General features: G+C 41.8%; 19 protein-coding genes. 14 read left to right on the forward strand and 5 right to left on the reverse strand.

The genetic code is table 11. The features are described 5' to 3' along the window. The first annotated feature begins 63 nt into the window (after nt 1-63). The 5 genes from ACOSV2_RS17660 to ACOSV2_RS17680 all read left to right on the forward strand — a co-directional run bounded on the left by ACOSV2_RS17660 (nt 64) and on the right by ACOSV2_RS17680 (nt 6323). On the forward strand, nt 64-888 hold the full coding sequence (locus ACOSV2_RS17660) for a PRD domain-containing protein (RefSeq protein ID WP_428976257.1): 825 nt from the start codon (nt 64-66) through the stop codon (nt 886-888). A gap of 422 nt (nt 889-1310) precedes the next feature. Beyond that, complete coding sequence (locus tag ACOSV2_RS17665; protein ID WP_428976258.1) at nt 1311-2684, forward strand: sucrose-specific PTS transporter subunit IIBC; 1374 nt, start codon at nt 1311-1313, stop codon at nt 2682-2684. Nucleotides 2685-2767: 83 nt separating this feature from the next. Next, complete coding sequence (locus tag ACOSV2_RS17670) at nt 2768-3724, forward strand: aminoimidazole riboside kinase (RefSeq protein ID WP_428976259.1); 957 nt, start codon at nt 2768-2770, stop codon at nt 3722-3724. Beyond that, complete coding sequence (locus tag ACOSV2_RS17675; protein WP_428976260.1) at nt 3724-5181, forward strand: glycoside hydrolase family 32 protein; 1458 nt, start codon at nt 3724-3726, stop codon at nt 5179-5181. Before ACOSV2_RS17670 ends, ACOSV2_RS17675 begins: the two co-directional genes overlap by 1 nt. Before the next feature lie 320 nt (nt 5182-5501). Next, entirely contained in the window at nt 5502-6323 is an 822-nt protein-coding gene (locus tag ACOSV2_RS17680; protein WP_428976303.1) for a Cof-type HAD-IIB family hydrolase, read from the forward strand. A 70-nt stretch (nt 6324-6393) separates the two neighbouring features. On the opposite strand, the gene ACOSV2_RS17685 is transcribed toward ACOSV2_RS17680, so the two are convergent. Continuing rightward, complete coding sequence (locus ACOSV2_RS17685) at nt 6394-6879, reverse strand: CotY/CotZ family spore coat protein (protein ID WP_428976261.1); 486 nt, start codon at nt 6877-6879, stop codon at nt 6394-6396. A gap of 81 nt (nt 6880-6960) precedes the next feature. Then, nucleotides 6961-8163 carry an ATP-grasp domain-containing protein gene (locus ACOSV2_RS17690; RefSeq protein ID WP_428976262.1) on the reverse strand — a complete coding sequence of 401 codons (1203 nt, stop codon included), beginning with the start codon at nt 8161-8163 and terminating at the stop codon, nt 6961-6963. Nucleotides 8164-8448: 285 nt separating this feature from the next. Between ACOSV2_RS17690 and ACOSV2_RS17695 the strand changes: the two genes are divergently transcribed. Beyond that, nucleotides 8449-9699: an ATP-grasp domain-containing protein gene (locus tag ACOSV2_RS17695; protein WP_428976263.1), complete on the forward strand. Its 1251-nt coding sequence runs from the start codon at nt 8449-8451 to the stop codon at nt 9697-9699. A 171-nt stretch (nt 9700-9870) separates the two neighbouring features. On the opposite strand, the gene ACOSV2_RS17700 is transcribed toward ACOSV2_RS17695, so the two are convergent. From ACOSV2_RS17700 to ACOSV2_RS17710, 3 genes are all read right to left on the reverse strand, one after another. Beyond that, on the reverse strand, nt 9871-10977 hold the full coding sequence (locus ACOSV2_RS17700) for a UDP-N-acetylmuramoyl-tripeptide--D-alanyl-D-alanine ligase (RefSeq protein WP_428976264.1): 1107 nt from the start codon (nt 10975-10977) through the stop codon (nt 9871-9873). 20 nt (nt 10978-10997) lie between these two features. Further along, on the reverse strand, nt 10998-12041 hold the full coding sequence (locus tag ACOSV2_RS17705; RefSeq protein WP_428976265.1) for a YheC/YheD family endospore coat-associated protein: 1044 nt from the start codon (nt 12039-12041) through the stop codon (nt 10998-11000). 109 nt (nt 12042-12150) lie between these two features. Beyond that, the gene (locus ACOSV2_RS17710) at nt 12151-14151 is read right to left on the reverse strand and encodes a DUF2817 domain-containing protein (RefSeq protein ID WP_428976266.1); all 2001 of its coding nucleotides are present in this window, start codon (nt 14149-14151) and stop codon (nt 12151-12153) included. Nucleotides 14152-14423: 272 nt separating this feature from the next. Here ACOSV2_RS17710 and ACOSV2_RS17715 point away from each other — a divergent pair, with 272 nt between their 5' ends. The 8 genes from ACOSV2_RS17715 to ACOSV2_RS17750 all read left to right on the forward strand — a co-directional run bounded on the left by ACOSV2_RS17715 (nt 14424) and on the right by ACOSV2_RS17750 (nt 25212). Next, nucleotides 14424-14819, forward strand: a complete 396-nt coding sequence (locus tag ACOSV2_RS17715; protein WP_428976267.1) for a GNAT family N-acetyltransferase — start codon at nt 14424-14426, stop codon at nt 14817-14819. 18 nt (nt 14820-14837) lie between these two features. Beyond that, nucleotides 14838-16232, forward strand: a complete 1395-nt coding sequence (locus ACOSV2_RS17720) for a UDP-N-acetylmuramoyl-tripeptide--D-alanyl-D-alanine ligase (RefSeq protein WP_428976268.1) — start codon at nt 14838-14840, stop codon at nt 16230-16232. Nucleotides 16233-16253: 21 nt separating this feature from the next. Further along, nucleotides 16254-17678 carry a Mur ligase family protein gene (locus ACOSV2_RS17725; protein WP_428976269.1) on the forward strand — a complete coding sequence of 475 codons (1425 nt, stop codon included), beginning with the start codon at nt 16254-16256 and terminating at the stop codon, nt 17676-17678. A gap of 15 nt (nt 17679-17693) precedes the next feature. Next, complete coding sequence (locus ACOSV2_RS17730) at nt 17694-19079, forward strand: Mur ligase family protein (RefSeq protein ID WP_428976270.1); 1386 nt, start codon at nt 17694-17696, stop codon at nt 19077-19079. Nucleotides 19080-19231: 152 nt separating this feature from the next. Beyond that, nucleotides 19232-20722: a C40 family peptidase gene (locus tag ACOSV2_RS17735; protein ID WP_428976271.1), complete on the forward strand. Its 1491-nt coding sequence runs from the start codon at nt 19232-19234 to the stop codon at nt 20720-20722. Nucleotides 20723-20925: 203 nt separating this feature from the next. Further along, nucleotides 20926-21801, forward strand: a complete 876-nt coding sequence (locus tag ACOSV2_RS17740) for an ABC transporter permease subunit (RefSeq protein ID WP_428976272.1) — start codon at nt 20926-20928, stop codon at nt 21799-21801. 1 nt (nt 21802) lies between these two features. After that, nucleotides 21803-22810, forward strand: coding sequence for an ABC transporter permease (locus ACOSV2_RS17745; RefSeq protein WP_428976273.1), 1008 nt, complete (start codon nt 21803-21805; stop codon nt 22808-22810). A gap of 422 nt (nt 22811-23232) precedes the next feature. After that, nucleotides 23233-25212, forward strand: a complete 1980-nt coding sequence (locus tag ACOSV2_RS17750; protein ID WP_428976274.1) for an LTA synthase family protein — start codon at nt 23233-23235, stop codon at nt 25210-25212. Nucleotides 25213-25314 lie beyond the last annotated feature (102 nt).

A 25314-nucleotide genomic window follows, 5' to 3' on the forward strand; every position in this document is an offset into this window, starting at 1 on the left:
ACATGTTATCTTTAAGCTGAATCGTGGTAACATAGGGAGTAATGAACTGTACGGAGGATATCTATGCGTATTTTTAGAATTTTAAACAACAATGCTGTTGTAGTGGTGGACGGGCCGGAGGAGAAAATTGTGATGGGGAGCGGGATTGCTTTTCAGAAGAAGCGAAATGATATCATCCCCAAGAACAAAATTGAAAAGATCTTTGTCCTTCATGAGCAATCCTCGGAGAAATTCCAGCAGCTCCTGGCTACCTTGCCGGAGGAACATATTGAAATCGCTGAAAACATCATCAGCTATGCAGAGGGACATTTAAATTCCCCTCTTAGCGACCATATCCATATCGCGCTGACGGATCACCTTTCCTTTGCATTTGAACGACTGCAGCAAGGATTTCCCATCCAAAATAAGCTCTTAAACGAAATCAAGCTGCTTTATAAAAAGGAATATGAAGTCGGGGTGTGGGCAAAAGAAGAGATCAGGCAGAAACTCGGTATCGAAATCCCCGATGATGAGGCGGCTCATATTGCTCTTCATATTCATACGGCAAAGATGGATGCCCCGTCTATGAGCGAATCGTTGAAGCATGCCACGATCCTGAGGGATTTTGTTGAGCAGGTAGAATCGATTCTTTCCATAGAAGTAGAAGAGTCGAGCATCAACTACCAACGTTTGATCACCCATCTCCGTTTTGCACTAAATCGGATTGAACAGGGAGACCAGTTTGATCCCATCGATGAAGACATGCTTGAACTCATTCAGATGAAATACCAAAGGGCTTACGAGTGCTCAAAGGAAATCACAAAGTATCTGCAGGAAGAATACAGCATTAACTTCCCTCCTTCAGAGGTTGCGTATATCGCTCTGCATATAGAGCGCCTCTTAAAGTAAATGGTTGACGGTAACGTTTTCATCTTGTAGAATGAACTCATCAATTTCATACAGTAGGATTGTTACTGATCATGCAGGCAAGACCTAGAACCTTTAAGACGATAATGGTAAGCGTCTCTCTTTGACCTACCTCTATCCTCTTAGGGGTACTAGGTCTTTTTTTATTGATTCTTTTAAAGGTTCTTTTTGAAACTTTGTTGCTTGTGTAAGCGAGTGCTGGCTGATTTCCGCGGAGCGTGAGTTGAGCCTCCTCAGGCTTTGCCCTGTGGGGTCTCAACTTTCCCGCAATTCCCGGAGGAGTCGAGCACCTTCCAGCACTCTCTGATTGACAGAGCCCGAGCAGACCATATGTAAAATCAACAATCTTTGAGAAAAGAGTCTTTTTTATTAAATATTTTTTTAAAAAACAGGAGGGATTCATTATGAACTATCGTGAAGTTGCTGAACAGCTTGTCCCGTTATTGGGCGGCGAAAAAAATGTTGTAAGTGCCACTCATTGTGCGACGCGTCTGCGTCTCGTGATTGACGACGAAAGTCAGATAAAAAAAGGTGCCATCGAGGAATTGGATGGTGTGAAAGGGGCATTCTCAAGCTCCGGTCAGTTCCAGATCATATTCGGGACAGGGAATGTAAACAAGGTATTTGAACATTTCGGCCCTCTTGTTGGAGCATCAGTTGAAGATAAGTCACCAACAGGCGAGTCTCATAGCGATGCAGCAAAACGGAAGATGAACCCGTTTGCCCGTTTTGCCCGTACACTGTCAAACATATTTGTACCCATCATCCCGGCAATCGTAGCGGCTGGTATGTTAATGGGGCTCCTTGGCCTGATGAGGACGTATAAATGGGTCGATCCTGAAAGCGGTCTATTCGTAATGCTGGACATGTTCTCTTCTGCAGCCTTTATCATTTTACCAATCTTGATCGGGATGAGTGCAGCGAAGGAATTTGGGGCGAATGGTTACTTAGGTGCTGTCATCGGGGGGATCATGACCCACCCGGCATTACTGAATCCATGGGGTCTTGCCGATGCCCAGCCGGACACTCTTGATTTCTTCGGATTTGGCGTTGAAATGCTTGGGTACCAAGGGACGGTCATTCCAGTACTATTAACCGTTTACTTAATGGCAAAGATCGAAAGAGGCTTACGCAAAATTGTACCGAATACCGTTGATTTATTGGTGACTCCTTTCTTGACGGTCATCTTCACAGGATTTACCGCTCTGCTTATTGTTGGACCACTTGGAAGAGTTCTCGGTAACGGAATTACAACGGTTCTGGATGTTGTCTACAATACAGCTGGTCCGATAGCGGGATTGATCTTCGGTGGATTGTATTCAACGATTGTATTAACCGGTGTTCATCACAGCTTCCATGCCATCGAGGCTGAGCTGTTATCAAACATCGGCGGTAACTATTTACTGCCAATTTGGGCAATGGCCAACGTTGCACAAGGTGGGGCAACCCTCGCTGTCTTCTTTAAAACGAAAAACAAGAAAACAAAGGAAATTGCTGTACCGGCAGCTGTTTCTGCTTTCCTGGGAATTACAGAACCGGCGATCTTCGGGGTTAACTTAAAGCATCGCCGTCCGTTTATCGGAGCAGCCATCGGTGGTGCACTTGGGGGAGCATACGTGGTATTCACTCAAGTGATGGCCAACGGAATTGGATTGACAGGTATTCCAATGTTTGCGATCGCTCAAGATCCGCTAAATTATGGGATCGGATTTGTCATCGCCGTAGCAGGCGCATTTGCAGCAACCTTATTATTGGGATGGAAAGAAGAAGCAAAATAGAATTATTATCCTTACTAGTCACCTGGCTGGTAAGGATTTGCTATATTTAAAGTAGAACCGAATGTAACGAGGAGGAACTCAATATGAAACAGGGGATTATCTCACTGGGTGAAGCACTGATAGACTTCATCCCTTTAGATGAACAAAATACTACCTATCAAAAAAGTCCAGGAGGAGCTCCCGCCAATGTGGCTGTTGGACTGGCCAGATTAGGCGCGAGGTCTACCTTTTTAGGGAAGGTGGGAGAGGATGTATTAGGCAGATTCCTTCAGGAAACCCTTAAAGATTATGGTGTAAGAATAAATCAAATGCTATTGACTCCTGATGTCCGCACCGGTGTGGTATTTGTAACCAACGGAGAAGACGGAGAGCGCAGCTTTGACTTTTATATCGATCCGAGCGCAGACCGATTCCTCCAAATGGATGATATTGATGAAGAGGATTTCCTAACTCATAAAATCCTTCACTTTGGTTCCATCTCCATGATCAGCTCTCCTGCGAAGGAAGCGACGCATCATGCTGTGAAAGTGGCGAAAGAGAATGGTATATTGGTTTCCTATGATCCGAATTTACGATTAGGATTATGGGATTCAGAGGAAAATGCCCGAGAAACGATTAAGAGCATGCTTTCTGAAGCGGATGTCTTGAAAATATCTGAGGAAGAACTCGAATTTATTACGGGTGAAAAAGAGATTGAATCAGGGGTAGCGAAACTAAGGGCCTACAATATTCCTTTCTTGATTATTACGATGGGGGCAGAAGGAAGCTATGTGTACGTAGGAGATGCCCGTCAGTATGTACCTGTCATGAAGGTGAAAGCAGTGGATACAACGGGGGCCGGGGATGCGTTTGTATCCGGGATTCTCTATTCCATCCATGAATTCAAAGGGGATATTTCTTCTTTATCAATAGAAGAAGCAGCCCGCATGGCCGGGTTTGCAGCCGTATCAGGAGCACTCGCTGCCTCAACAAAAGGAGCGATGACGGCTTTGCCTTCCTTGGAGGAAGTAAACCATCATCTGAAGAGGGGGAAGGTGTGATGACCAGAAATGAACAACTGCGAAAAGAAGTCTACGAAGAAATGGAAAAGCACAAGGGTGTTGTAGAGCAGGATCCCTACCGCCTTCATTATCACCTTATGCCACCGGTAGGGTTATTAAATGACCCGAACGGATTCATCCAATTTAAAGGGGTCTATCATCTCTATTACCAGTGGATGCCCTTTAAAACCGGACATGGTGCAAAATTCTGGGGGCATTATTCTTCCGCGGATTTAGTCAACTGGACACATGAAGAAATCGCCCTCACTCCATCAGAATGGTTTGAGAAAAACGGCTGTTATTCAGGAAGTGCCATCGAGCATGACGGGAAAATCTATGCGTATTATACAGGGAATGTGAAGGACGAGGAAGGGAATCGGGAATCCTATCAGTGCTTAGCCCTCTCGGAAGACAGCATACATTTTGACAAAAAAGGCCCCGTCGTTCACTTACCGGAAGGATTTACAGCCCACTTTCGCGATCCAAAGGTGTGGGAACAGGATGGAACATTTTTTATGGTTGTTGGCGCACAGACGACAGCGTTAAAAGGAGCAGTCGCTTTGTTGCAATCGGAGAATCTGATTGATTGGGAGTATCGGGGTGCCCTTACAGGTGGAGGCCGGGGCAAGCTTGCTGATTTCGGTTATATGTTTGAATGTCCCGACCTTTTTAAGTTGGGAGATCAGGACATCCTTATTTTCTCTCCGCAGGGAATTGAAGGTGTTGGAATGAAGTATCAGAATGTGTATCAGGCAGGTTATGTTGCCGGATATTTTGATTCAGCCGCAGGAACGTTTGAACACGAGGATTTTGAAGAATTGGACCGCGGCTTTGACTTCTATGCTCCACAAACGACAGTCGACGACAAAGGACGACGTATTCTATTTGCCTGGATGAGTGTACCTGATCAAAATGAACAGGATCATCCCACCATTGAACATAAATGGCTTCATGCGATGACCCTGCCTCGGGAGCTGAAGCTTGTGAACGGTAAGGTGAGACAGGTTCCTCTTGAAGAGTTGCGGCATTTAAGGGCCGGAAAAGCGATAGAACACAAGGTAGAATTGGATAAAGAAAACCGCGAGCTCAATGGTGTAAACGGAAAGGCGTTTGAATTGGAGATCGATGATTTGTCCTTATCAGAAGGGTGGTTTGATCTTTCCATTGGAGATGGAGGCAGACTCGTTTATTCCATCGGGGAACAGATGGTGACTCTTGAGCGCAAAAGCTATGTAAATGGAGTGGTAGAGAAGCGGCAATGTATAGTGGAGAATTTACATTCATTAAGAGTGTACGTCGACACTTCTTCCATTGAAGTATTTATAAATGGAGGAGAAGAAACGTTCACAGCCCGATTTTATCCATCACCAAACAACGATACTATCCGTTTTGGAGCTTCCAATCAGGCTAGTTTTACCATTAGAAAATGGGACCTAAACCATGTAAACTTGAAATAGACTGCTGTTTTGGTGGTCTATTTTCTTTTTTATTACGCTCATTTCGCCAAAAATTGCTTTTTTTAACATAAACTCTCCCAAGGCTCTGTCAACTAGTGTGTGCTGAATAGTAAGGGCAACCGCTCCAATAGAATTTCTGTGACATAGTTTCAACATGCGCAAGAAAGCCATGTAACAATTCTTTTTTAATAATAGGGAAATCAACTAGTAGTATCTCCTCTACAATAGCAACAAGCTTTAAGAAAAAGAGCCTCTTAATGAAAGATTGATGTTATAGTAAAATAATATATAAATCAGATTTCCTGAAAGGATTTTTCATGATGAATTATAAAATGATTGTACTAGACTTAGATGATACATTATTACGAGATGACCAAACGATTTCGGGGCGTACAAAAGATGCTTTACTTCAAGCACAGGAAGCCGGAGTGAAAGTTGTCCTGGCGTCCGGCCGCCCCACGTTTGGAATGAGATGGGTTGCAGAAGATTTGAAGCTGGACCAATACGGAAGTTATATTCTTTCTTTCAACGGATCGAAAATAATAGATTGCAAGACAAAAGAAGAGAAATATAGTCGAACTTTATCAGCAGAAACCGTTCACCGCTTATATGATTTGAGTAAACGGGAAGAGGTTGGCATTCTCACATATGTTGATGATGCGATTGTTGTAGAAGAACCAAGTGAATTTGCTTCTATTGAAAGTGAGTTGACAGGGCTGCCTGTAAAGGTCGTTCCAAACTTTAAAGAAGTGATTCAGGAGCCTGTTGTAAAGGCACTCATGTTAAAAGAAGCCGATCGTTTGGCAGAGGTAGAGAAGAAACTTCAAGCGGAACTGGATGGTGAACTGAGTGTGATGCGCTCCAAGCCATTCTTCCTGGAGTTTACGCAGTTGGGCGTGACGAAAGGAGCAAGCCTTGACTACCTGATCAAGCCAATGGGTATTAAAGCGGAAGAGGTCATTGCCATCGGAGACAGCTATAACGACCTTACGATGATTGAATTCGCCGGTCTTGGCGTCGCCATGGGGAATGCTCCGGGAGATATTAAAGAAAAGGCTGATTTTGTAACAGCTTCTAATATGGAAGATGGCGTAGCAGAAGTAGTTGAGGAGTTTGTATTGAACAGATTGTCCCGCGTTTAAGAGATTTAGGGGTGGCTCTAGTCACCCCTGAAAAAGAGCCAAACCCAAAAATCAGATTCAACCCCGACTCCTACTTATGATCACACTCCCGATCAAAATCCGAACCATATTCTGGCCCCATACCCTGCTCACTTGAACCTCTTCCTTTAGGGACTCCCCGACCGGTATCCGGAAGCTTCCGGTTGACGAATTTCGGAGGAAGGGGCTGAATTCCGAGAAAACAGTTGCAGTCGATGCTGATACATTTGTCGGTTTGATAAAGGGCAAATAATTCATCGGCATCGTCGGTAATGTATCCGTCAATATCCATTCCGGCCAGTAACTGCAGTGTCGCACAGCCATCATCGATATCCATAAGCTTAAAGTATATGGTGCAGTTGGAGTGTAAGTGTGCCTGAAAAGGCTCGCTGTCTTCCTTTGTGTATAGGATAAATGGAATGGTGTCTACCTTGTCGTATTCACAAATAAATTTAAATTTTTGTGTGGCCAATTGGAATTGTTCCAGTAATAATTCATTCAGGGTTTCGCATATACAGCTATTGTGATGACAAATCATCGCCTCAAATCCTCCTTTCACCTGTTTCTTATCATTAGTGTATTTTGGTCTGGAAAAGTGATGTAGTGCATATATAATGGTTTAGATTGATTCTAAATAAAATTGAATGTCTTTAGAGGCATCTTTTGCCCGTCTCTCTGATTCCTGCACGGATTCGCCCCTCGCCATTACATACCCGTAGCGATGCCCCATGGAGGTTGGAGGGCGGAGTGTTTTTCCTATTCTTGGTTTTATATAAACTTCGATGATGCCTTCTTGTTCTTCTGCCTTGTTTTTTCCAATCACTTTTAACAGCTTGCCCGTCTTGTTGACTGTCATATAGTAGGTGTAGATATGTTTTTCCCATTTGCGTTCGCTATGGTGAGGTTTTCTAAGATATACCCTTAACGTTTCTTCCACTATGCTCAGTCCATATGCTTCTTCTATCATTTTGTTCATTGCTCCCCCGGAGATTCGGGGGTTTACTTCAATGAGTTTCCATTTATTCTTTACCAGCCGCATTTCTAAATGACAGCTTCCGTTAACAAATCCCAGGTCATTGACAATCTCTCCAACCTTTCTGACCAGTACCGGATAATGGTAGACGGGTGAAACACTATACCCGGTGACAATGAATCGTTTATGATAGTTGATTTGCTGTTTGACGACCACTGTAATCACGGGCTTGCGTTCTTTGATTACCACTTCGATTAGGTATTGAGGTCCCTCTAAGTATTCTTCTACAAGAAGACTTGGAGGTTTTTTCCGGTTTAATTTCTTTATGCCTGCTGCAAGCTCCTCCTCATCACGAATGAGGAGGACATCTTTTGACCCGTTAGAAATGGGTGATTTTAATACAACAGGATAGGAAAAAGCCTTTACACCCTCTGTATAAAAGGGAGGCTTCATTTTAATGAAATCGGAAGAATATTCTTTTCCAGTCAGTTTCGTTCGGAGCACTGTTTTATCCATACAATCACCAATCGGTCCCAAGGAAATTTCGGTTCCACAGAATTCATTAGAAAGCCGGGCTGCTACATGAACGTAAGAATCGAGAAAGCTGATGATGCACGCTATTTTCTTTCCTCCCTGCAGAAGTGTGGAAATTTCTCTCCTGATTGTTTCTTCATGCCTTAAATCTACTTCGTACATTTCGTCGACATCCCAAAAGAGTTCTCTCTCTCTTATAAACTTCCTGCGGTTAGTAAATAGAATAGTAGAGTAGCCCAGTTTTTTCCCTGCTTCAATACCGTCCCGTGAGGAGCCTGATTGGTTTGTACCTATATAGATGATGTATTCATTCATGGGGGGAAAGCAGCTCCTTTATGTGCTTAGTCTCTACTCAGTATATGAGCTGTTCTTTGATAAGTATGGGCATCTAAAGGGGAAATCAGATAATTGGACGAGAATTTGCTAGACTCCTGTTGAAAATGGAAGCAGCTTTTTTCATACACAAAATATTTAGGGAGATCCTCATTGAATCAGCCTACACCCCCCTAGTATCAACGGAATAAACTGTACAGTAATGCAATGCTCGTACCAACCCTGAGCTTTGAAAGAGAATATGATAAATGAAGGAGCGTACTTTGAATGAAGTCTATCATTTTTATAGAAACCACTAAGTCAGGTTCAAGCAGGGAAGCAATTAAGACGGCAGACAGACTTGGATTTTATACAGTCCTATTCACTGAAAGACCTAACTTTGTAGCGAAGCGGGAGGAATTTCCCGATGTTCATTTCATGAAATTATGTGATCTCAGTGATATGAATATACTGCGAAAGGAAGTAAAAGCCCTGATTTTGAAAGGGATAGAAGTTTCCGCCATTGTCAGCTATGTCGATCCGCATAGCTACACAGCATGCACCCTTGCGGATCAATTTAATTTGAACCATTTTTCAACTGAAGGAATGAAAAATATTCAAAATAAAATTCAATCACGGGAACTGCTAAAGCACTCGTTAATAACTCCGGAATATTGGACGGTTGCAACAAAGGAGGAAAGTGAGGCATTAGAACCGAAAATCAAGAATAAGTTCCCTCTGGTCATGAAATCCCCCCAATCGACCGGCTCAAAAGATGTGTACAAGGTTGGGAATCTATTAGAGTATCGGAAGCGGTATCATACGTTGATCACCCTTTATGAAAATCAACCGATATTAATAGAAGAATACCTCCCGGAACCTCAGTATCTGGTGGAAGTGGTGGTTCACAAAGGAAAGGTTCATATTATGGCGGTGATCAAACAGGATATTCAATATAGTCGACGCTTTATTGTGATGGGTTATAAATTATTACTGAATCCAGGGGTGAAATTTTCTAATGGTCTGATGAAAGCGATTAAAGAGATCGTTGCCAAGCATGGGCTCGAGACCGGACCTTGTCATTTGGAGCTCCGACGCAAAGGAAATCAGTGGAAGTTGATTGAAATAAATGCGCGTATCTCAGGAGCCGGAATGAACAATATGATCAAAGCAGCCTATGGAATCAACCTGGTCGAAGAGATGTTGAAAATGGCGCTGGGAGAAGATCCGGATTTAAAGCCTAAGTTTCAAAAGAATGTGTACATGCAGTACGTGACGGTTGAGAAAAAAGGGACACTAGAGAAAGTCACAGGAAAAAGTAAAGCCCTTGCGTCCCAGGGGGTAGTGGAGGTTTACGTCAAGCCCCGTAAAGGATCAGTCATTACACCGCCATTGTCTATGGGACACCGATATGCATATGTAACCGCTGTTGGAAATACAGCGATAGAAGCTGAGGAGAACGCGAAGAAGGCAGCCGGGGAAATTCAGTTTTGGATTAAAGAGTCTCCAAAGGAAAAGATTACAACGGTCATTCAATAAGAAAAAAAGGGAGGGTATCCATTTTCCTCCCTTTATCACTTAGGAGTACACCGAGTAAATATATAAAAACGCCTTGTTTAAGCTTTTCGGCTTGAAACAAGGCGTTTCTTTTTACTTTAATTCTTTAGATGGTTTTATTCAATCGGATATCCCGTTGTTTCATTCGGGTTATTAGCCAAAACTCTTCTTGCAATATTCCACCGTATCCACCATCTCCAGTCCGCTGGCTCCTTTAATCAGAATGGTCCAGTTTGGTTGGATTATTTTTTCCAGTTTCGCATTTAATGCATTCATAGAAGGCCGGTTAAAGTGAAAAATCCGCTGGCTGTTCATTCCAGCTTCCCTTGCGCCAACCCCAATGTTTCTGGAAAGGTTGCCATAGGTAAAAAGGTAATCAATCTTTTTCTCAGCAACATATCTTCCTATTTCTTTGTGAACTTCTTCATGCTCTTTTCCGAATCCCGCCATACTGCCCAAGACTGCCACCTTCTTTTCTCCCTCCAATTGCGTAAGTACGTCGAGAGCGCCTTTCATGGCATCCGGAAAGGCATGGACCGTATCGTCAATCAGCGTGATGTTGTTTTTCAGCTGCATAACATCAAGCCTGTGCTTTGGCTTTCTCACTTCATTCATTCCTTGTTTCATTTCTTCAGGCTTAAAGCCGAGAAGGTCCGCGATAGCGATGGCAAGAAGGGCATTGTAAACATAAAATTCTCCATGATATGGAATGGAAAAGGTATGTGACTTACCAGAAAGCTTTAGGTCAAAGCTGATACCTTCCACGCTGTAGCGCAGATTCTTCGCCTGGTAATCAGAAGGGGAATAAATGCTGACCTTCTTCAGTACTCCTGTGAAATTCTTCGTATGAAGAAGTTTTGAATTCTTATCATCTCCATTCAAGAATAAATGGCCATCACGATCCATTCCCTTAATAAGCTCCGATTTGGCTGCAGCTATTCCTCTGATATCGCCATTGAAGTTGCCGATATGGGCAGTACCGATATTGGTGATCGTTGCTATGTTAGGTTGGATAAGCTTGCAATGCTTTTCGATTACGCCTGGAAACGCCATTCCATATTCGAGTACGATGGCACGGTGAATGAAGTTGATTTCATCCTGGTGCTTTTCTGTATGATCGGTCCGGTTCCAATAATCACTGGATTCGAAGATAATCCAGCGGGTTCTTAGAATCGATGCGATGAATGATTTGGTTGTTGTTTTGCCTGAACTTCCAGTTACAGCAATGATCGGTCTTTCAACGGAGAAATCTTTATCCATAGTAATCCTCCTTTTATTATTCACTTGGATTTTTTCTTGGCTAAATAGATGCAGTATTGTATGGTGTTTTTGACAACATCCATCTCAAGATAAAAGGTTGGGGGACATCCTGGTCTCCAGTTCACTTCATAGATCCATATTTTCCCGAGGTCATCCAAAGCAACATCAATTCCAAGCTCATCAATACTTTCTGAATAACGTTCCTTTTGCAATGTGTCCAAATGCCGGGCAAGGAGCAGAGAAAAGTTTTCTAAATAGCGCTTAATGTTAAAGTAATCATGATCTCCAAATTCCTGTTTCAAAAAAGGAACGAGATAATTCATCGAACCCCCACTGTTAATGTTTGAGACAATCGTTCCCGGTGCGCCGATTCTTGGATAGATAGAGGTAATGACCCATTTCCCATCACCGTCTTTTTGAACGTGAAGCCGGAAGTCAAATGCGCTTCCATCTTTTGTCCGGCAATTGATATAAGGCTGTACGAGAAAATCCTCTTCTTGAATATTAGCTGAAACAAATGCTTTTAATTCATCATAGGAATAAAGATGATCTTCCGTGTTTAGTAACACTCTAAAATCATTTCCGACACGTTCAATATAAATGATAGATATACCTTTACGCCCGTTTACAGGTTTAAAGACAATCTTCCGGTAGGCATCCAAAAAAGAAAAGAAGTGATTCGTCCCTCTGACGACCTCTGAGGGAATCAAATATTGTGTAAACTCTCCAGCTTCCATCAGCCGTTTATAAACCGCCATTTTATTGCCGATCGAATGAGTGGTAAATGGAATGTTCTTCTTCAGTTCCTGAATCACATCATGGGCTTTAGCGAGCTTTTCAGGGCTTCCTGTGTTATAGATAACATGAGGAAATGGAAAGGTTCCTTCCACCCACTTTCCGTCTTTATATTCAAATCCGGAAATGGTCTTCGTTATAAAATTTACTCCCCCGGGAGAAAAATAGACCATCTGCGTTCCTTCTGCCATAGCAACAGCTGCATAAGCGTATGATTTAATAACACTATCAGGATGCTTTCGGTGGTGCAGCATTCCAATTCGAATCAATTGATTAACCTCCTTTAAAATATTTCCTTCCTTACTAGTAAATGATGGTCGTCCTTTTGAGGGAACGACACTTGTGATTAGGTATATCGCCTTTTTTCCACCGTTCAACTCATGAATAGATGGCATTCCATAGAAGTCTATAGAGATAACTTGTATGTCCCCTGAAACAAATCTCCAACCCAAAGAGAATGACATTTCCTGAAAGGCTTGCGATGATGACAGCCTTTCCTTGTGCTTGTTGATAGTCAGGCCAGTAGCCTGCAAGTAACGAATCAGGATCATTCTTGAATAGTGCGACCACCTTCATCTTGCCGGTATTCGTAAACCAGGCTGGACGGTACACGAAACCGGTATCTTCAGCGGCATATCCCTTGGTTATGGCATGGTTCTTATAATGGATCTGCAATAATGCATTTTTATTCCAGCCGCCGGAATGAACCTCGGCTTCACTTAGCTCAAGAATAGAGGTCAGGGCTTTAGAAGCACCAGCGCCGATTCCGATCACTTTTCCACCCTTTTGTACATAGTCGTGAAGATTATTACGGCAGGCTTCTTGTTGAGCGGGAGAATCAAGTACGAAATCGCGGTAAATGCTTCTAATATTTGATGGTGGATAAAATAAGTGCTCATAGCCGTTGTAAATAAGAACATTCACAGAGGTTAACGCTTTTTCTAAAGCCAAATCCTTCGCTCTTAACTCCTGAAAAGGGATATTCATTTGCTGTAGAGCAAGCTTCAGTCCTGAATGAGCTTTTTTATGAAAAAGGCCGTCATCAATTAGAATCCCCACAGAAACAGCTGCACCTGAGAATGTATCTTCAGATTTCTTGTCTTTCTCCATTAAGGTAATAGGCTTCATCCCTGCTAGCTTTTCAAATACAGGATGACAGTTGACCCCCCAGCTTAATGGAAGACTCCAGGCACAAAATTCAGAAATTCTTTCAGATCCTGACGAGAGATCTTCCCCTTTCGTGAGGAAACAATAAGCTACATTCGCTCTTGCTTGATTCATTGGAACGATGGTGGTGCCTGCTGGAAATGAATGTCCTTCATACGTGAAATCTTTCGTAGAGGAGTATAGCTTTATTCCATTCTTCTGGAGATGTCGCGTTAGTTTCCCGAGACCTGAATGATGTTCGTTCTTTTCTGTCAGTACGTAGTATTGGGGAAAATCGCCCGTTGAGTGAGTGGGATGCACATTCTTGATTCCACGTTGGAAAAAGGCAGCTTGATTGTTGTTTAGTTCCTCGCTGTGCTTTGAAATATGGGTAAGAGCAGCTGAAAGAGCTAAAAGAAGCCAGGTGATGCCATCCTCTGAACGGCTCGGTGATTCAATGGTAATCCCGATCGCCCCATGGAGCATGGAATACATCGAACAGCAATATGGACTATAGTCATCCCAGCCACTTTTTCCATCACGGTAAGGGATGTATGTCCCTTTTATCGACTTAAACCGCTTAGAAGAAAACGTTTCTTTTTCTGCAACTAGATAGGATTCCATGCACTGAGCAAGGGGCATGGCCAACTTCAGATATAAATCATATTCATAAGCTGGATTGTGAGGTGGGGTACACGGTTCGATCAATCCAATGTGAGAGGGGTTTTTCCATACATACCCATGCAAGTCCAAAACGACTGCAGGCTTTTCTTTCACAATCAGATTAACGATGCTCTCTGTTTCAGGCTGTGATTGTGTAATGAAATCCCTGTTAATATCAAAGCCCTCTGCATTATAGCGTGTCTTATACACATATCCGTCGGGATTACAGCAAATGACACAAAATACAATCAAATCATCCAGCCATTCCATGCTTTCGCCATCTTTTTGAATCTTATTCAAAAAACGCAGTAAAGCTGTCGAACCGGTGGCTTCATGTCCATGAATGGAAGCGGTAATGACGATTGAAGTTTTCTTTCGTGACCTTGAAGAACTTTTCCTTGTTTGGACTATTTTTGTTCCTGAAAGGGCTGGCTTTTGAATCGTAACACACCAAATGTCCCGCCCTTCGATGGACTTGCCAATTGAGGAGAGGGAAAAGAATGGACATTGTTTCGTTTTCTTCTCTATTAATGCTTCTAGTTTTCTATAAGAAAGTATAGTACTTCCCATGTAGTCATAGCCTCCTTTCTATAGTTAATTCAAAAGAAGCTAATTCTGCTATGGACAAGTGTCCCTTTAAGACAAAATGATGCATTTTCACTGCCGGCTGACGTTGCAAACCTCAGCCGGTAGACGACTCAGCCGTTTTATTGACAATCACCATGGCCGGCAATCTTGTGGTAACAGCCTTATATAAATAGCCTTTAGCCGTTTCCTCAGTGAAGACTTGTACATACATTAATACATAGAAGTGGTTTATCAGTTTAAGAGAGGTGTATCCCATGAATATATCGATTGAGACATCCACATTCAAGGAGCTCGAGCCTCTCATTCTACTTGCCGGGAAAGATGGAATGAGGGTTCATGACGTACCGGGCTCTGTATGGTTTTGTGCAAAAGTGGATGGAGAAATGGCTGGTTTTGTTTCTTGTTATATAAGAGAGAAACAGGGAAAAGCAGTATTTAAGAGTGATTATGTACAGGGGGAATACAGACGGAGAGGCATCTACCGAAAACTTTTTGAAACGAGATTGGACTATGTGAAGAATTTCAAAGTGAGAAAGATTAAAGCTTCCTGTACGAAGATGTCTTTAGAGTGCTTCTTATCTTACGGATTTAAGAAAATAGAAAGCAGATCAAGGAAATATACTGATGTTTTGATGTATGTCGATTACTAGATGAACAGGAGGAACGAAATGATTACGCTGAAATTAACGGAAATCAGAAGGCTATTGAAGGGAAGGCTGATAAGCGGTTCTGATAATATGGACATCCATGATGCGATCATATTCCATCAGCATAAGTTAAAGAAGAGTCATACACTGGTATTCATGGATAAAAGGAAGGCGATTAGTGAGAAAAAATGGAAGAGAATGATCAGAAATGCTCCATGTGCCGTGATTACGGATCATGAACAAGAGGCTGTAAACGGAGATGAGGGGCTGACCATCATTCAAGTAGGAAATGTAAGAGAGGCTTTTATGGAGTTTGTACGTTACTACCGGAAAATATGCTCACTCCCGATTGTTGCTATCACAGGGACATGCGGAAAAACAACGACCCGGGAGATGCTCACCCAAATTATGGAGGAGAATCATTCTGTCATTTCAACAGAATGGAATGATAACGCACCTCACAGGTCTTTTGAATACCTGATGAAGATAAATGAAAGCACAGACGTCGGGATATTCGAAACAGGGTTGGGCGGACCTGGTGACCTACGCTATCACTGTAAGGTTTATCAACCGGATATAGGGATCATTACCAATATCGGAAGTTACCATCTTGATCGTTGTAAGACCTTTGAAGGATACCTTGCAGCTAAAGCGGAAATGCTTGAAGGGCTACAGAATAAAGGCACGCTACTCTTAAATGCTGATGATCCGAACATTTCTAAAATCAGCCTGGAGGAGTATAAAGGAACCGTTCATTATTTCAGTATCCATAAACATTCCGACTTCAGGGGAACCTCTATATCCATCAGTGAGGAAGGAACTCGTTTCACCCTGCAAGCAAACGGCAAAGAATACCCTGCTTTTATCCCTGAAATCGGGGAGCACCACGTCTACAATGGATTGGCTGCTTTACGGGCCTCGATGGAACTGGGGGAAGATATTGAAACGGGGATCAGGAGGTTGGGCACCTTTCAAAATATAGAGAGACACTTTGAACTGCAGAAAGGACGGAACGGTTCAACCATCATCGATGATACTTGGAACGTCAACCCTACCTCTTTAAGGGAAGCCATTAAAACACTATCTATAATAGGAAAAGGTAAGAAACGGATGGCACTTCTCGGAAATATCGAGAGGCTTGGAGAAGAATCAAAGGATGTACACAAGCAAATCGGGCAATACGTGGTGGAATGTGGAATTGATGTCCTGATCACGTATGGAAAGAAAGCTCAGTATATAGCGGAGCAGGCAGCGAGGGAGAGTCAAGATATCATCGTATATCCTTTTACCAGTATACAAGGGATGGAAAAAACGATATTGAACCATCTGGATGAACACACATACCTGCTGGTGAAGTGCCGGGCCGGCAGTAGACCCTTGATGAGATTAAGAAAACGCTTGATGGAATCCGAGTAAGAATGGAAAAGGGAGGGGTGAATGGTGAAACGTTTACAGCTGAAGGAAGTAATAGAGGTGGTGGGAGGACGCTTGGTTCATGGTTCAAAGGATATAGAGGTGAAAGATGCGATCATTTATCATCTCCATTCCATCATCCAGAGCCATACGATGATCTTTTTAGATAGAAGGAAGCCATTCAATTATGAAAAAATAAAACATCTGGAACCCTTTGTCATCATTAGTGATGACAGGGATAGCAGGGAGAACTATCAGGAAGCTTTTGCGGTGATTGAAGTTGGGAATATCAGAAAGGCCATCTTTGCGTTTGCTGAATATTATAGAAGATTATTCAGCATTCCCGTTATAGCCATTACGGGAACGGATGGTAAAACAACGACAAAGGACATGATTGTTCATATTTTAAAAAAACAGTATTCCGTTCAGTCCACTATAAGAAGCAGGAATGCGCCGAGGAAATCCTTCGAATATCTGATGGGAATCGATGAGGGTACAGACGTTGGTGTCTTCGAAACAGGCTTGGGGGCTCCCGGGAATCTTCGATATCATTGTGATATTTTCCAGCCTACCATCGGGATCATCACGAACATAGGGATCTTTCATTTGGATAAATGCAAAACATTGGAGAATTATGTTATGGCAAAGGGAGAAATCATAGAAGGTTTAAAGAATAAAGGGACTTTACTGGTAAATGGAGACGATGAACATATAGCAACACTTCCCTTAAAAGACTATAAGGGGAAGCTGGTTTCCTTTGGGAAGTCTGCTGGAACAGATTTGAGAGCGACTGATATTAAAGTGGATTCAAGTCAAACCAAGTTCACGATGACCTATGAATACAAACCATATTCCGTGGTTCTGCCTTGTCACGGTGAGCATCAGGCATATAATGCAATGGCAGCGATCGGGGCTGTACTGGATGTGGGAGTGGATATCACCGATGCGATCAACGCATTACAATCGTTTCATGTCCTCGAAAAACACTTACAAGTGAAACAGGGGATCAATGATTCTACTATCATTGATGATTCATGGAGTTTAACTCCCGGAGCGTTAAAAGAAGCATTGAAAGTTCTGCAATCCATTGCGTACGACCGGAAAAAGATACTGATGATCGGTGATATCGGCCGCTTGGGGGATCACACCACAAAAACTCATTTAGAAGTTGGGGAGATGATCTCGGAGCAAGACATAGATGTTCTGATAACCTATGGACATAACGCGAAAAGAGTCGCAGAAAGAGTAGCGGAAAAAAACATGCACATTCAAGTATACCCATGTTTGAATATACACGACGTCTATCAAAAGGTCAGCTCATTATTAACACCTGATAGTTTATGCTTGTTTAAGTGTTCAAATACAGATAATGATCTAATGAACCTTAAAGAACAAATCATCAAGAAAGATGAAATGGAAAGGAAGCAGCATGATGAACGATTGCATTAGGACAGGAGTGAGACAATGAAACCTCTGCCACTGAAAGAATTAATTGGTGTGATGAACGGAGAGCTCGTATACGGGGATGAAAACTTCATCGTGAAGGATGCGATGGTTTCACATTTACACAGAATAAAAGAGAAACATACGTTAATTTTTCTAAAGAAAAAGAAAGCCTTTCAGATTGATAAGGTTAAAAGATATTCCCCTTATGTCATCGTAACCGATAAAAACGATGAAGAGATGAAGAATATAGAAGCTGCCGGTATGATAAGGGTTCAAAATGCAGATGACGCCTTCTGGGCTTTTACCCGGTATTACCGGCACTTATTTGAACTGCCGATCGTGGCGGTTACAGGTACTTGTGGAAAAACCACGACGAAAGAAATGCTTTCCCACCTTTTATCCTCCACACATTCCATTCAATCTACCATCAGAAGCAGAAATGCCACCAGGAAATCCTTCCAATATCTCATGGGAATCGATGAAAATACAGATGCGGCCGTGTTTGAAACGGGTCTGAACGGTCCTGGCAATCTTCACTATCATTGCAAGGTGTTTCAGCCCACGATAGGAATCATTACGACGATCGGTGTCGATCATCTGGATAAGTGCAAGACGTTAGACGGGTATATTAAAGCAAAATCCGAGATCGTGTCAGGTGTCAGGAAAGGTGGCACCCTTATATTAAACAGCGAGGATGAAAACACAAAAAAAATATCACTCACAGGTTTCTCAGGCGACATCATTTATTGTGGAACAAGTGAAAGTGCTGATTATCGGGTAAGTGATATTGTTTACAAAAAGAACGGAATGTCATTTACTTTGCATCATAAGGAGAGGACTTACAGGACGTATTTACCGGGCTTTGGTGAGCATCAGATTTACAATGCGCTGTTTGCTCTTGCGGCAGCCCATAAAATCGGCCTGACCCTTTCGAAGGCTGTTATAAGAATGAGGACGTTTGAAAATCTGGAACGGCATCTCCAGGTGGAAGAGGGCATCAATGCCTCTACGATCATCGATGATACGTGGAGTTCAAATCCAACATCAGTCGCTGCAGCCATTGAAGTACTGGAAACTCTGGGAAATAATAAAACAAATGCTTTATTATTAGGCGATATTGCCTATTTAGGGAGCCATGTAAGGAAAGTTTATCATGATTTGGGAAAATTAATTGCATCTACAAAAATCGATTTCTTGATTGCAGTCGGGGAAAATACAAAGCATATAGCAAATCACGCTAAAAAGTATGGATTTAAAGGAAAAGTGTTTACAACCGCTTCCGCCTCCCTTGTAAAGGGGTATGTCGAAAGTCTGCTAGATGAAAAAACCGTTCTTTTGGTTAAGGGTTCTATGATGGATACAGAATTAATAGGGCTTGCAAGGTCTTTTAAAATGAAAGAATAAACAGGTGAGTATAAAGACCTACCCTCCTTACCCCTGCATGTATGACACCGCATTCTTGGCAATTATTACATCCATTTTCGGGTGAAAATCAATGTTATACTTTCTGTGGATAATTATTAGAAAATTTCACTTTATTCACAGGAGGTAGAAACATGAAGAAATTAATAACAACAGCGGTTTGCACAGTTGCTTTGACGTTCAGCTCTGTGTCCATTCCACTTGTGCAGCAAGCAAATGCAGCTACAGCTCCCCAACAAGCTGAGGTAGAGGAGAAAGCTGATAATATTATATCAACTGCAAAGAATTTAATAGGTAAAGCGACATACGAAAGATATGTTTATAATCCACCACATCAATTTGGCTGCAGTGGATTCATTTACTATGCCTTCAAACAGAACGGTATCGACCTTGCAACAAGAGATACAAACGTACAGGCACAATTAGGTGAGTATGTACCAAAGGATCAGCTTCAAAAGGGAGACATAGTTTTCTTTGACTCAAATCCGAATGATAATGATCCTGTGACTCATAATGGAATTTATATAGGCGATAACAAGATCATTCATATGGCAGACGAAGAGAATGATATTCTTATCTCAGACCTGGACGGAAAAGAATATTATCAGAAAAACTATAAAACAGCACGCCGTGTACTTCCTTCCTTTATGTTTGATCAAGCAACTTCATCCACTGGGGAAAAGGTAGTTGATATTGCGGAAGGATTAATTGGAAAAGCTTCCTATGGCACGCCTTATAATGAAGAAACCTTGACCTTCAATGGTGCAGGACTGACTTATTATTCGTTTAAGCAAGTAGGAATTGACCTTAAATCGAAAACAGCCAGTGAACAATCAAAACTAGGTGAACCGGTTAAACGTCAAGACCTTCAAAAAGGTGACCTTGTGTTCCTTTCAAACAATTCCAGTAACGGAAAAATCGTTCATGCAGGTGTTTATGCAGGAAATGATCAAATCGTCCATGCTGCCGGTTCTCAATCAGGAATCAAGAAAAGCGTTATTCTTAACGGCTACTACGACGAACATTATGTTACAGCGCGCCGGGTGATTGATGTGAAAGCAGCCAATTCAGAAGATAATACTGATACGACAGAAACTGAAGAACCTTCAGTGGAATCTCAGCCTGATGGACAAGCACCTTCTGCCCCTCAGGAAAAACCTGAACCAGAGACGGATGTTCAACCAGCAGCACCTGAAGAAAAACCAGAGAACACTGAAGCCAAGCCTGCTCCTGTCCAAAATAAAGGCGCTGAAGTATCAAGCCTGGCAGAAAATGTAATGGATAAGGCTCAGTATGGATATTCTTATGATGAACGTACAATGAGCTTCAACAGTGCAGGACTTGCTTATTATGTATTTAAACAGAACGGCATCGATCTTCAGGATAAAACGGCAGCAGGTCAAGCAACTAAAGGCCAAAACGTTAGCAAATCCCAGTTGAAGGAAGGCGACTTAGTGTTCTTCTCAAATTCTTCAAGTAATGGAAAGATTGTTAACACCGCGATTTACGTAGGCAACAATGAGGTAATCATGTCTGCCGGCAAGAGCGTGGGGGTAGTTAAGCGAGACCTGAATAGAAGCTGGTATCAAGAAAATTACGTAACAGCCCGCAGAATCATTGAATAGTGAAACTGTCGAAAAGCTTGTGTTCAATGAGCTTTTCTAGAGTCTAAATCTAAAATGACCGGAGTCCCTTAGGGGATTTCGGTCATTTTTATTTGGTTTTGGAGACTTAGGAAAAGAGTTTTTGAAATAAAGGAAAAATATGTATAATCACTAGTGTTATATGATACTATTAAAAATAATTAATTCAACTGGAGGACAAATCATTGAGGGGTATTGGCGGTATTTTACTCAAATTCTTCTTATCAATCATAGGCATTATTTTTATAGGGGGACTTCCCGTTCTCCTTTCAGGCATCGGCCATCGCGAATTAAGGTTACAGGCGTATTGGCAGTCCATTAAAGAAATCGTATTTGCCCTGCTTCACCCGGGGGATTTAACATATGTCATCATCGGTGGCCAAAAGGAACGCGACTTGTTTCCTTATTTATGGGAGCCGATCACCTACTCGTTACTCGTGCTGTTTTCTGCCTTTCTTCTGGGCGGCTTCTTAAGTATTCTCCTCACGATCCTCACCATGTTGTTTTCTCAAAAAAACCGAAATCGAATCAAGTTCATGTTTTATTTATTCGAATCTGTTCCGGATGTACTGGTTATCCTGAGTGCTCAATTACTTGTACTCACTCTATATAAACATACGGGGATATTGTTTTTCGAAATTGCTTCAGTTGATACGGAACGTGCCTTTCTTCTGCCGGTTCTGGTTTTGGCGGTTCTGCCCACTGTTCAGCTGTTTCGGATGTCCATTCTTTCATTTGAGATTGAAGAAAGAAAAGACTATGTGACATTGGCACGATCCATTGGACTCGGGAAACTGGTGATTTTGACCTTTCATATTTTAAGGAATGCGGTTATCTCTGTGTTCTTTCAATCAAAAAAGACCATCTGGTTTATGCTCTCTAATTTATTTGTGCTGGAACTGCTATTCAATATAGCCGGAATAACCCGCTTCTTAAAGTCGACGCTGCAGCCGAAAATGTTTACCATTGCGGTACTTTCCATTTTCATTCCTTTGTTTGTCTTTTATACAGTCGGAGAAATCGTTCTCTCTAAAAAAGCGAATAAGGGGGAGGAAATCTAATATGAAGAAAAGTGTGTGGAAGAATCCATTATTTCTTATCGGATTTACATTTATAGCCCTCATGCTCATGTCCAGTTTTATGTATTCGCTGGTGTGGGGGAATGAAGTAAGAAGATTGTATTTCATTAGTGTTGAAGGTGTTGTCGTGGAATCCTCCCCGATTTCACCGAAATGGCTATTTCCACTTGGAACCGATCCCCTGGGACTTGATATGCTCGGTAAGATCATCATCGGGGCCAAGTACACGATACTAACCGCGATAGTGATTGCCTTTTTACGTGTAATATTAGCGCTCCCAATCGGATTCATTCTCGGGACGTTCCTGATGAAGTATAAGAACTACATCAATGGCTGGATCGATTCCTTCCATTACATACCCTTAACGATACTTGCCTATTTTTTGTTGGAACCGATTCTTTGGGAACCGTTTGGAGGGTTTCCTAATTCGATTGTTGAACGCTTCATCATTGAAATATTGATTTTGACCTTCCTTATTGTTCCCATATTGTCAGCTCTGTTTGGCAACGAAGTCTCTATGCTCTACAAACAGGAATTCATCATGAGTGCGAAAACACTTGGAGCGGGAAAGTGGCGGATCATTTTCAAACATATTTTACCCGGAATGAAAGAAAAGCTTGTGATCGTATTTGGACAGCAATTCATGCAGACCCTGATCATCTTTATTCATTTGGGATTACTGACCTTGTTCCTCGGGGGAACCGATGTGGACTATCAAATGGTGAATGACCCTCCAAGATCCATCACCTACGAATGGTCGGGACTGATCGGGGACTCCTTCCGATACCTTCAAGGAGCACCGTGGGTTCCACTGACACCGATTCTTTTCTTTTCTGCCACAATGCTATCCGTTTCATTGATGATTGAGGGCTATGTCCAGACAACGAGCGGCCACTCATATTATAAAAAGAAATTCCAAGCGGCTTATCGTCCTTTTAATGAAAGGAAAGACCCACCGGTGCAGGCTGACTTTGAAAAGGTAAAAATGTAGAGGGGATTGTGCATAATAATATAGGAAGAAAACAAAAGAATGTGGTAAAAATTTCATCTTACCAATAGGTTTGTATAAGGGAAATTGGGGGAATAAGTTTACACTGAGTAAACAATCTAAAAACACTATTAACATTTCTAGTATATATATCCACATGATTGGGAAAGTCTGGGTCGTTCACGAATCGTTCAAAAAGGGCAAAGCTTTGCCAGCCCAAGCTTTCTTCCCCTTTTCTTACGGAATGTCGAATTCCCATGAAATATTTTTGTTACGAATCACAACAAAATGTTATACACATGAAATTATTTTTTGTTATAATACTCGTTGTTGATTCAAATGAATTTACATTTGCTAAACAAATTCTTAATAAATTTTCAGTCATACATGTTTTAAATAAATACAAATTAAAAAGGTGATGAAGCATGAACTTCTTAAAAAGACAGTTTGAAGATACGCGTACTGGGAAGTTATCGTTCTTCTTTACAGTCGTTATACTATTCTGGATTAAGACTTATGCCGTATATTTAGCTGAATTTAACCTGGGAATACAAAATGCGCTCCAGCATTTTCTTTTATTTTTTAACCCTTTAAGTTCAGCGCTATTATTCTTTGCCTTCGCATTATTCTGGAAAGGCAGAGGGCGATATATTGCGTTTATCGTTATTAATTTGTTAATGTCCTTCGTTCTTTATGCGAATGTCGTGTACTACCGATTCTTTAATGACTTTATTACAGTACCTGTCATCTTACAGGCGAAAACGAATAACGGTCTCGGTGGCAGTGCACTTGAATTAATCAGCCCGATCGATATTTTATATTTCTTGGATCTATTCATCATCATTGGATTAATGGTTCTTAAGAAAGTGAAGCCCCAGGAGAAATTACGCTTCCGTTCAGTATTTGCGGTCATGACATCTGCAGTCCTTGTGTTCTTATTGAACTTAGGTTTAGCGAACATCGATCGTCCTGAATTATTGACTCGTAGTTTTGACCGTAACTATCTGGTGAAGTATCTTGGAACGCACAACTTTACGATTTATGATATTGTTCAAAACTCTAAAACGTCTGCTAAGCGTGCTATGGCCGACAGCAATGAAGTTTCAGAAGTTGAAAATTACGTAAAAGCCAATAAAGTAGATCCAAATCCTGAATACTTTGGTAAAGCAAAAGGGAAAAACGTTATCTACATCTCCATGGAATCATTGCAAACTTTCATGATTGGCAGAGAGTTAAATGGAGAGGAAGTTACACCATTCTTGAACTCTCTAGTGGATAATAAAGAAGCGATGTACTTCGATAACTTCTTCCATCAAACAGGTCAGGGAAAAACATCGGATTCTGAGTTTATTATTGAAAACTCGTTATTCCCTCTTCCTCAAGGTGCTGTATTCATGACACATGCCAACAACACGTATCAATCAGCTCCTTCGATTCTAAAGGGAGAAGGATATACGTCAGCGGTATTCCACGGTAACTACAAAACATTCTGGAACCGTTCAGAGATGTACCGTTCAATGGGGTATGACGAGTTCTTCGATGCAACGTATTATGATATGAGTAATCCGGAAGAACAGCTTCCTTATGGATTAAAGGATAAACCATTCTTTGAAGATTCCATTCCGATGCTGGAAAGTTTAAAACAACCGTTTTACACAAAATTCATTACGCTATCCAATCACTTCCCGTTTGACCGCCACGAGGAAGATGCTAATTTCCCTCAGGGTGAAACAGGTAACGGTGTAGTGGATCGATATTTCCAAACTTCTCATTACATGGATCAGGTGTTGGAAGACTTTGTGAATGATTTAAAAGAAAAAGGTTTATATGAAGATACAATGATCGTTCTTTATGGTGATCACTATGGAATTTCGGATAACCATAATAAAGCGATGTCCGAGGTATTAGGTAAAGAAGTGGGTAACTATGAAAGTGCTCAGCTTCAACGAGTACCATTGTTGATTCTTAACTCTGGTGCAGAGGGTGGAGTTAACCATACGTATGGTGGACAGATTGACCTTCGCCCTACGATTATGCATCTTCTTGGAGTAGAGACAAAAGACTATCTAAGCTTTGGTCAGGACTTGCTTTCTGAAGAGCGCAAGCAAATCGTACCTTTCCGTAATGGTGATGTCATTACAGATAAGTACTCTGAGATTAAAGGAGTCTGCTACGATAATGAAACAGGCCAACCTGTAGAAGAAAAAAGCAAAGCATGTGAAGAAGCAAGTAAGGAAGCGAACAAACGTTTAGAGCTTTCCGATAAAGTGGTTTATGAAGATCTACTTCGCTTCTATAAACCTGAAGGATACAAGCCGATAGATCGCTCGGATTATCAGTATAATAATCCAAATCCAAAAAGCTCAGAAAATCCTGAAGCTTCCCATGAAGAAAATCACGAATAAAATAAGTAACTTTAAGCAAGCTCCCTCCACCTATGTCGGTGAGATGGAGCTTGCTTTTTTTGTTGTTTACTCTTTCGTAAACAGTGTTGCTATTTAAACAGA

The organism is Rossellomorea sp. DUT-2 (genome assembly GCF_052665285.1).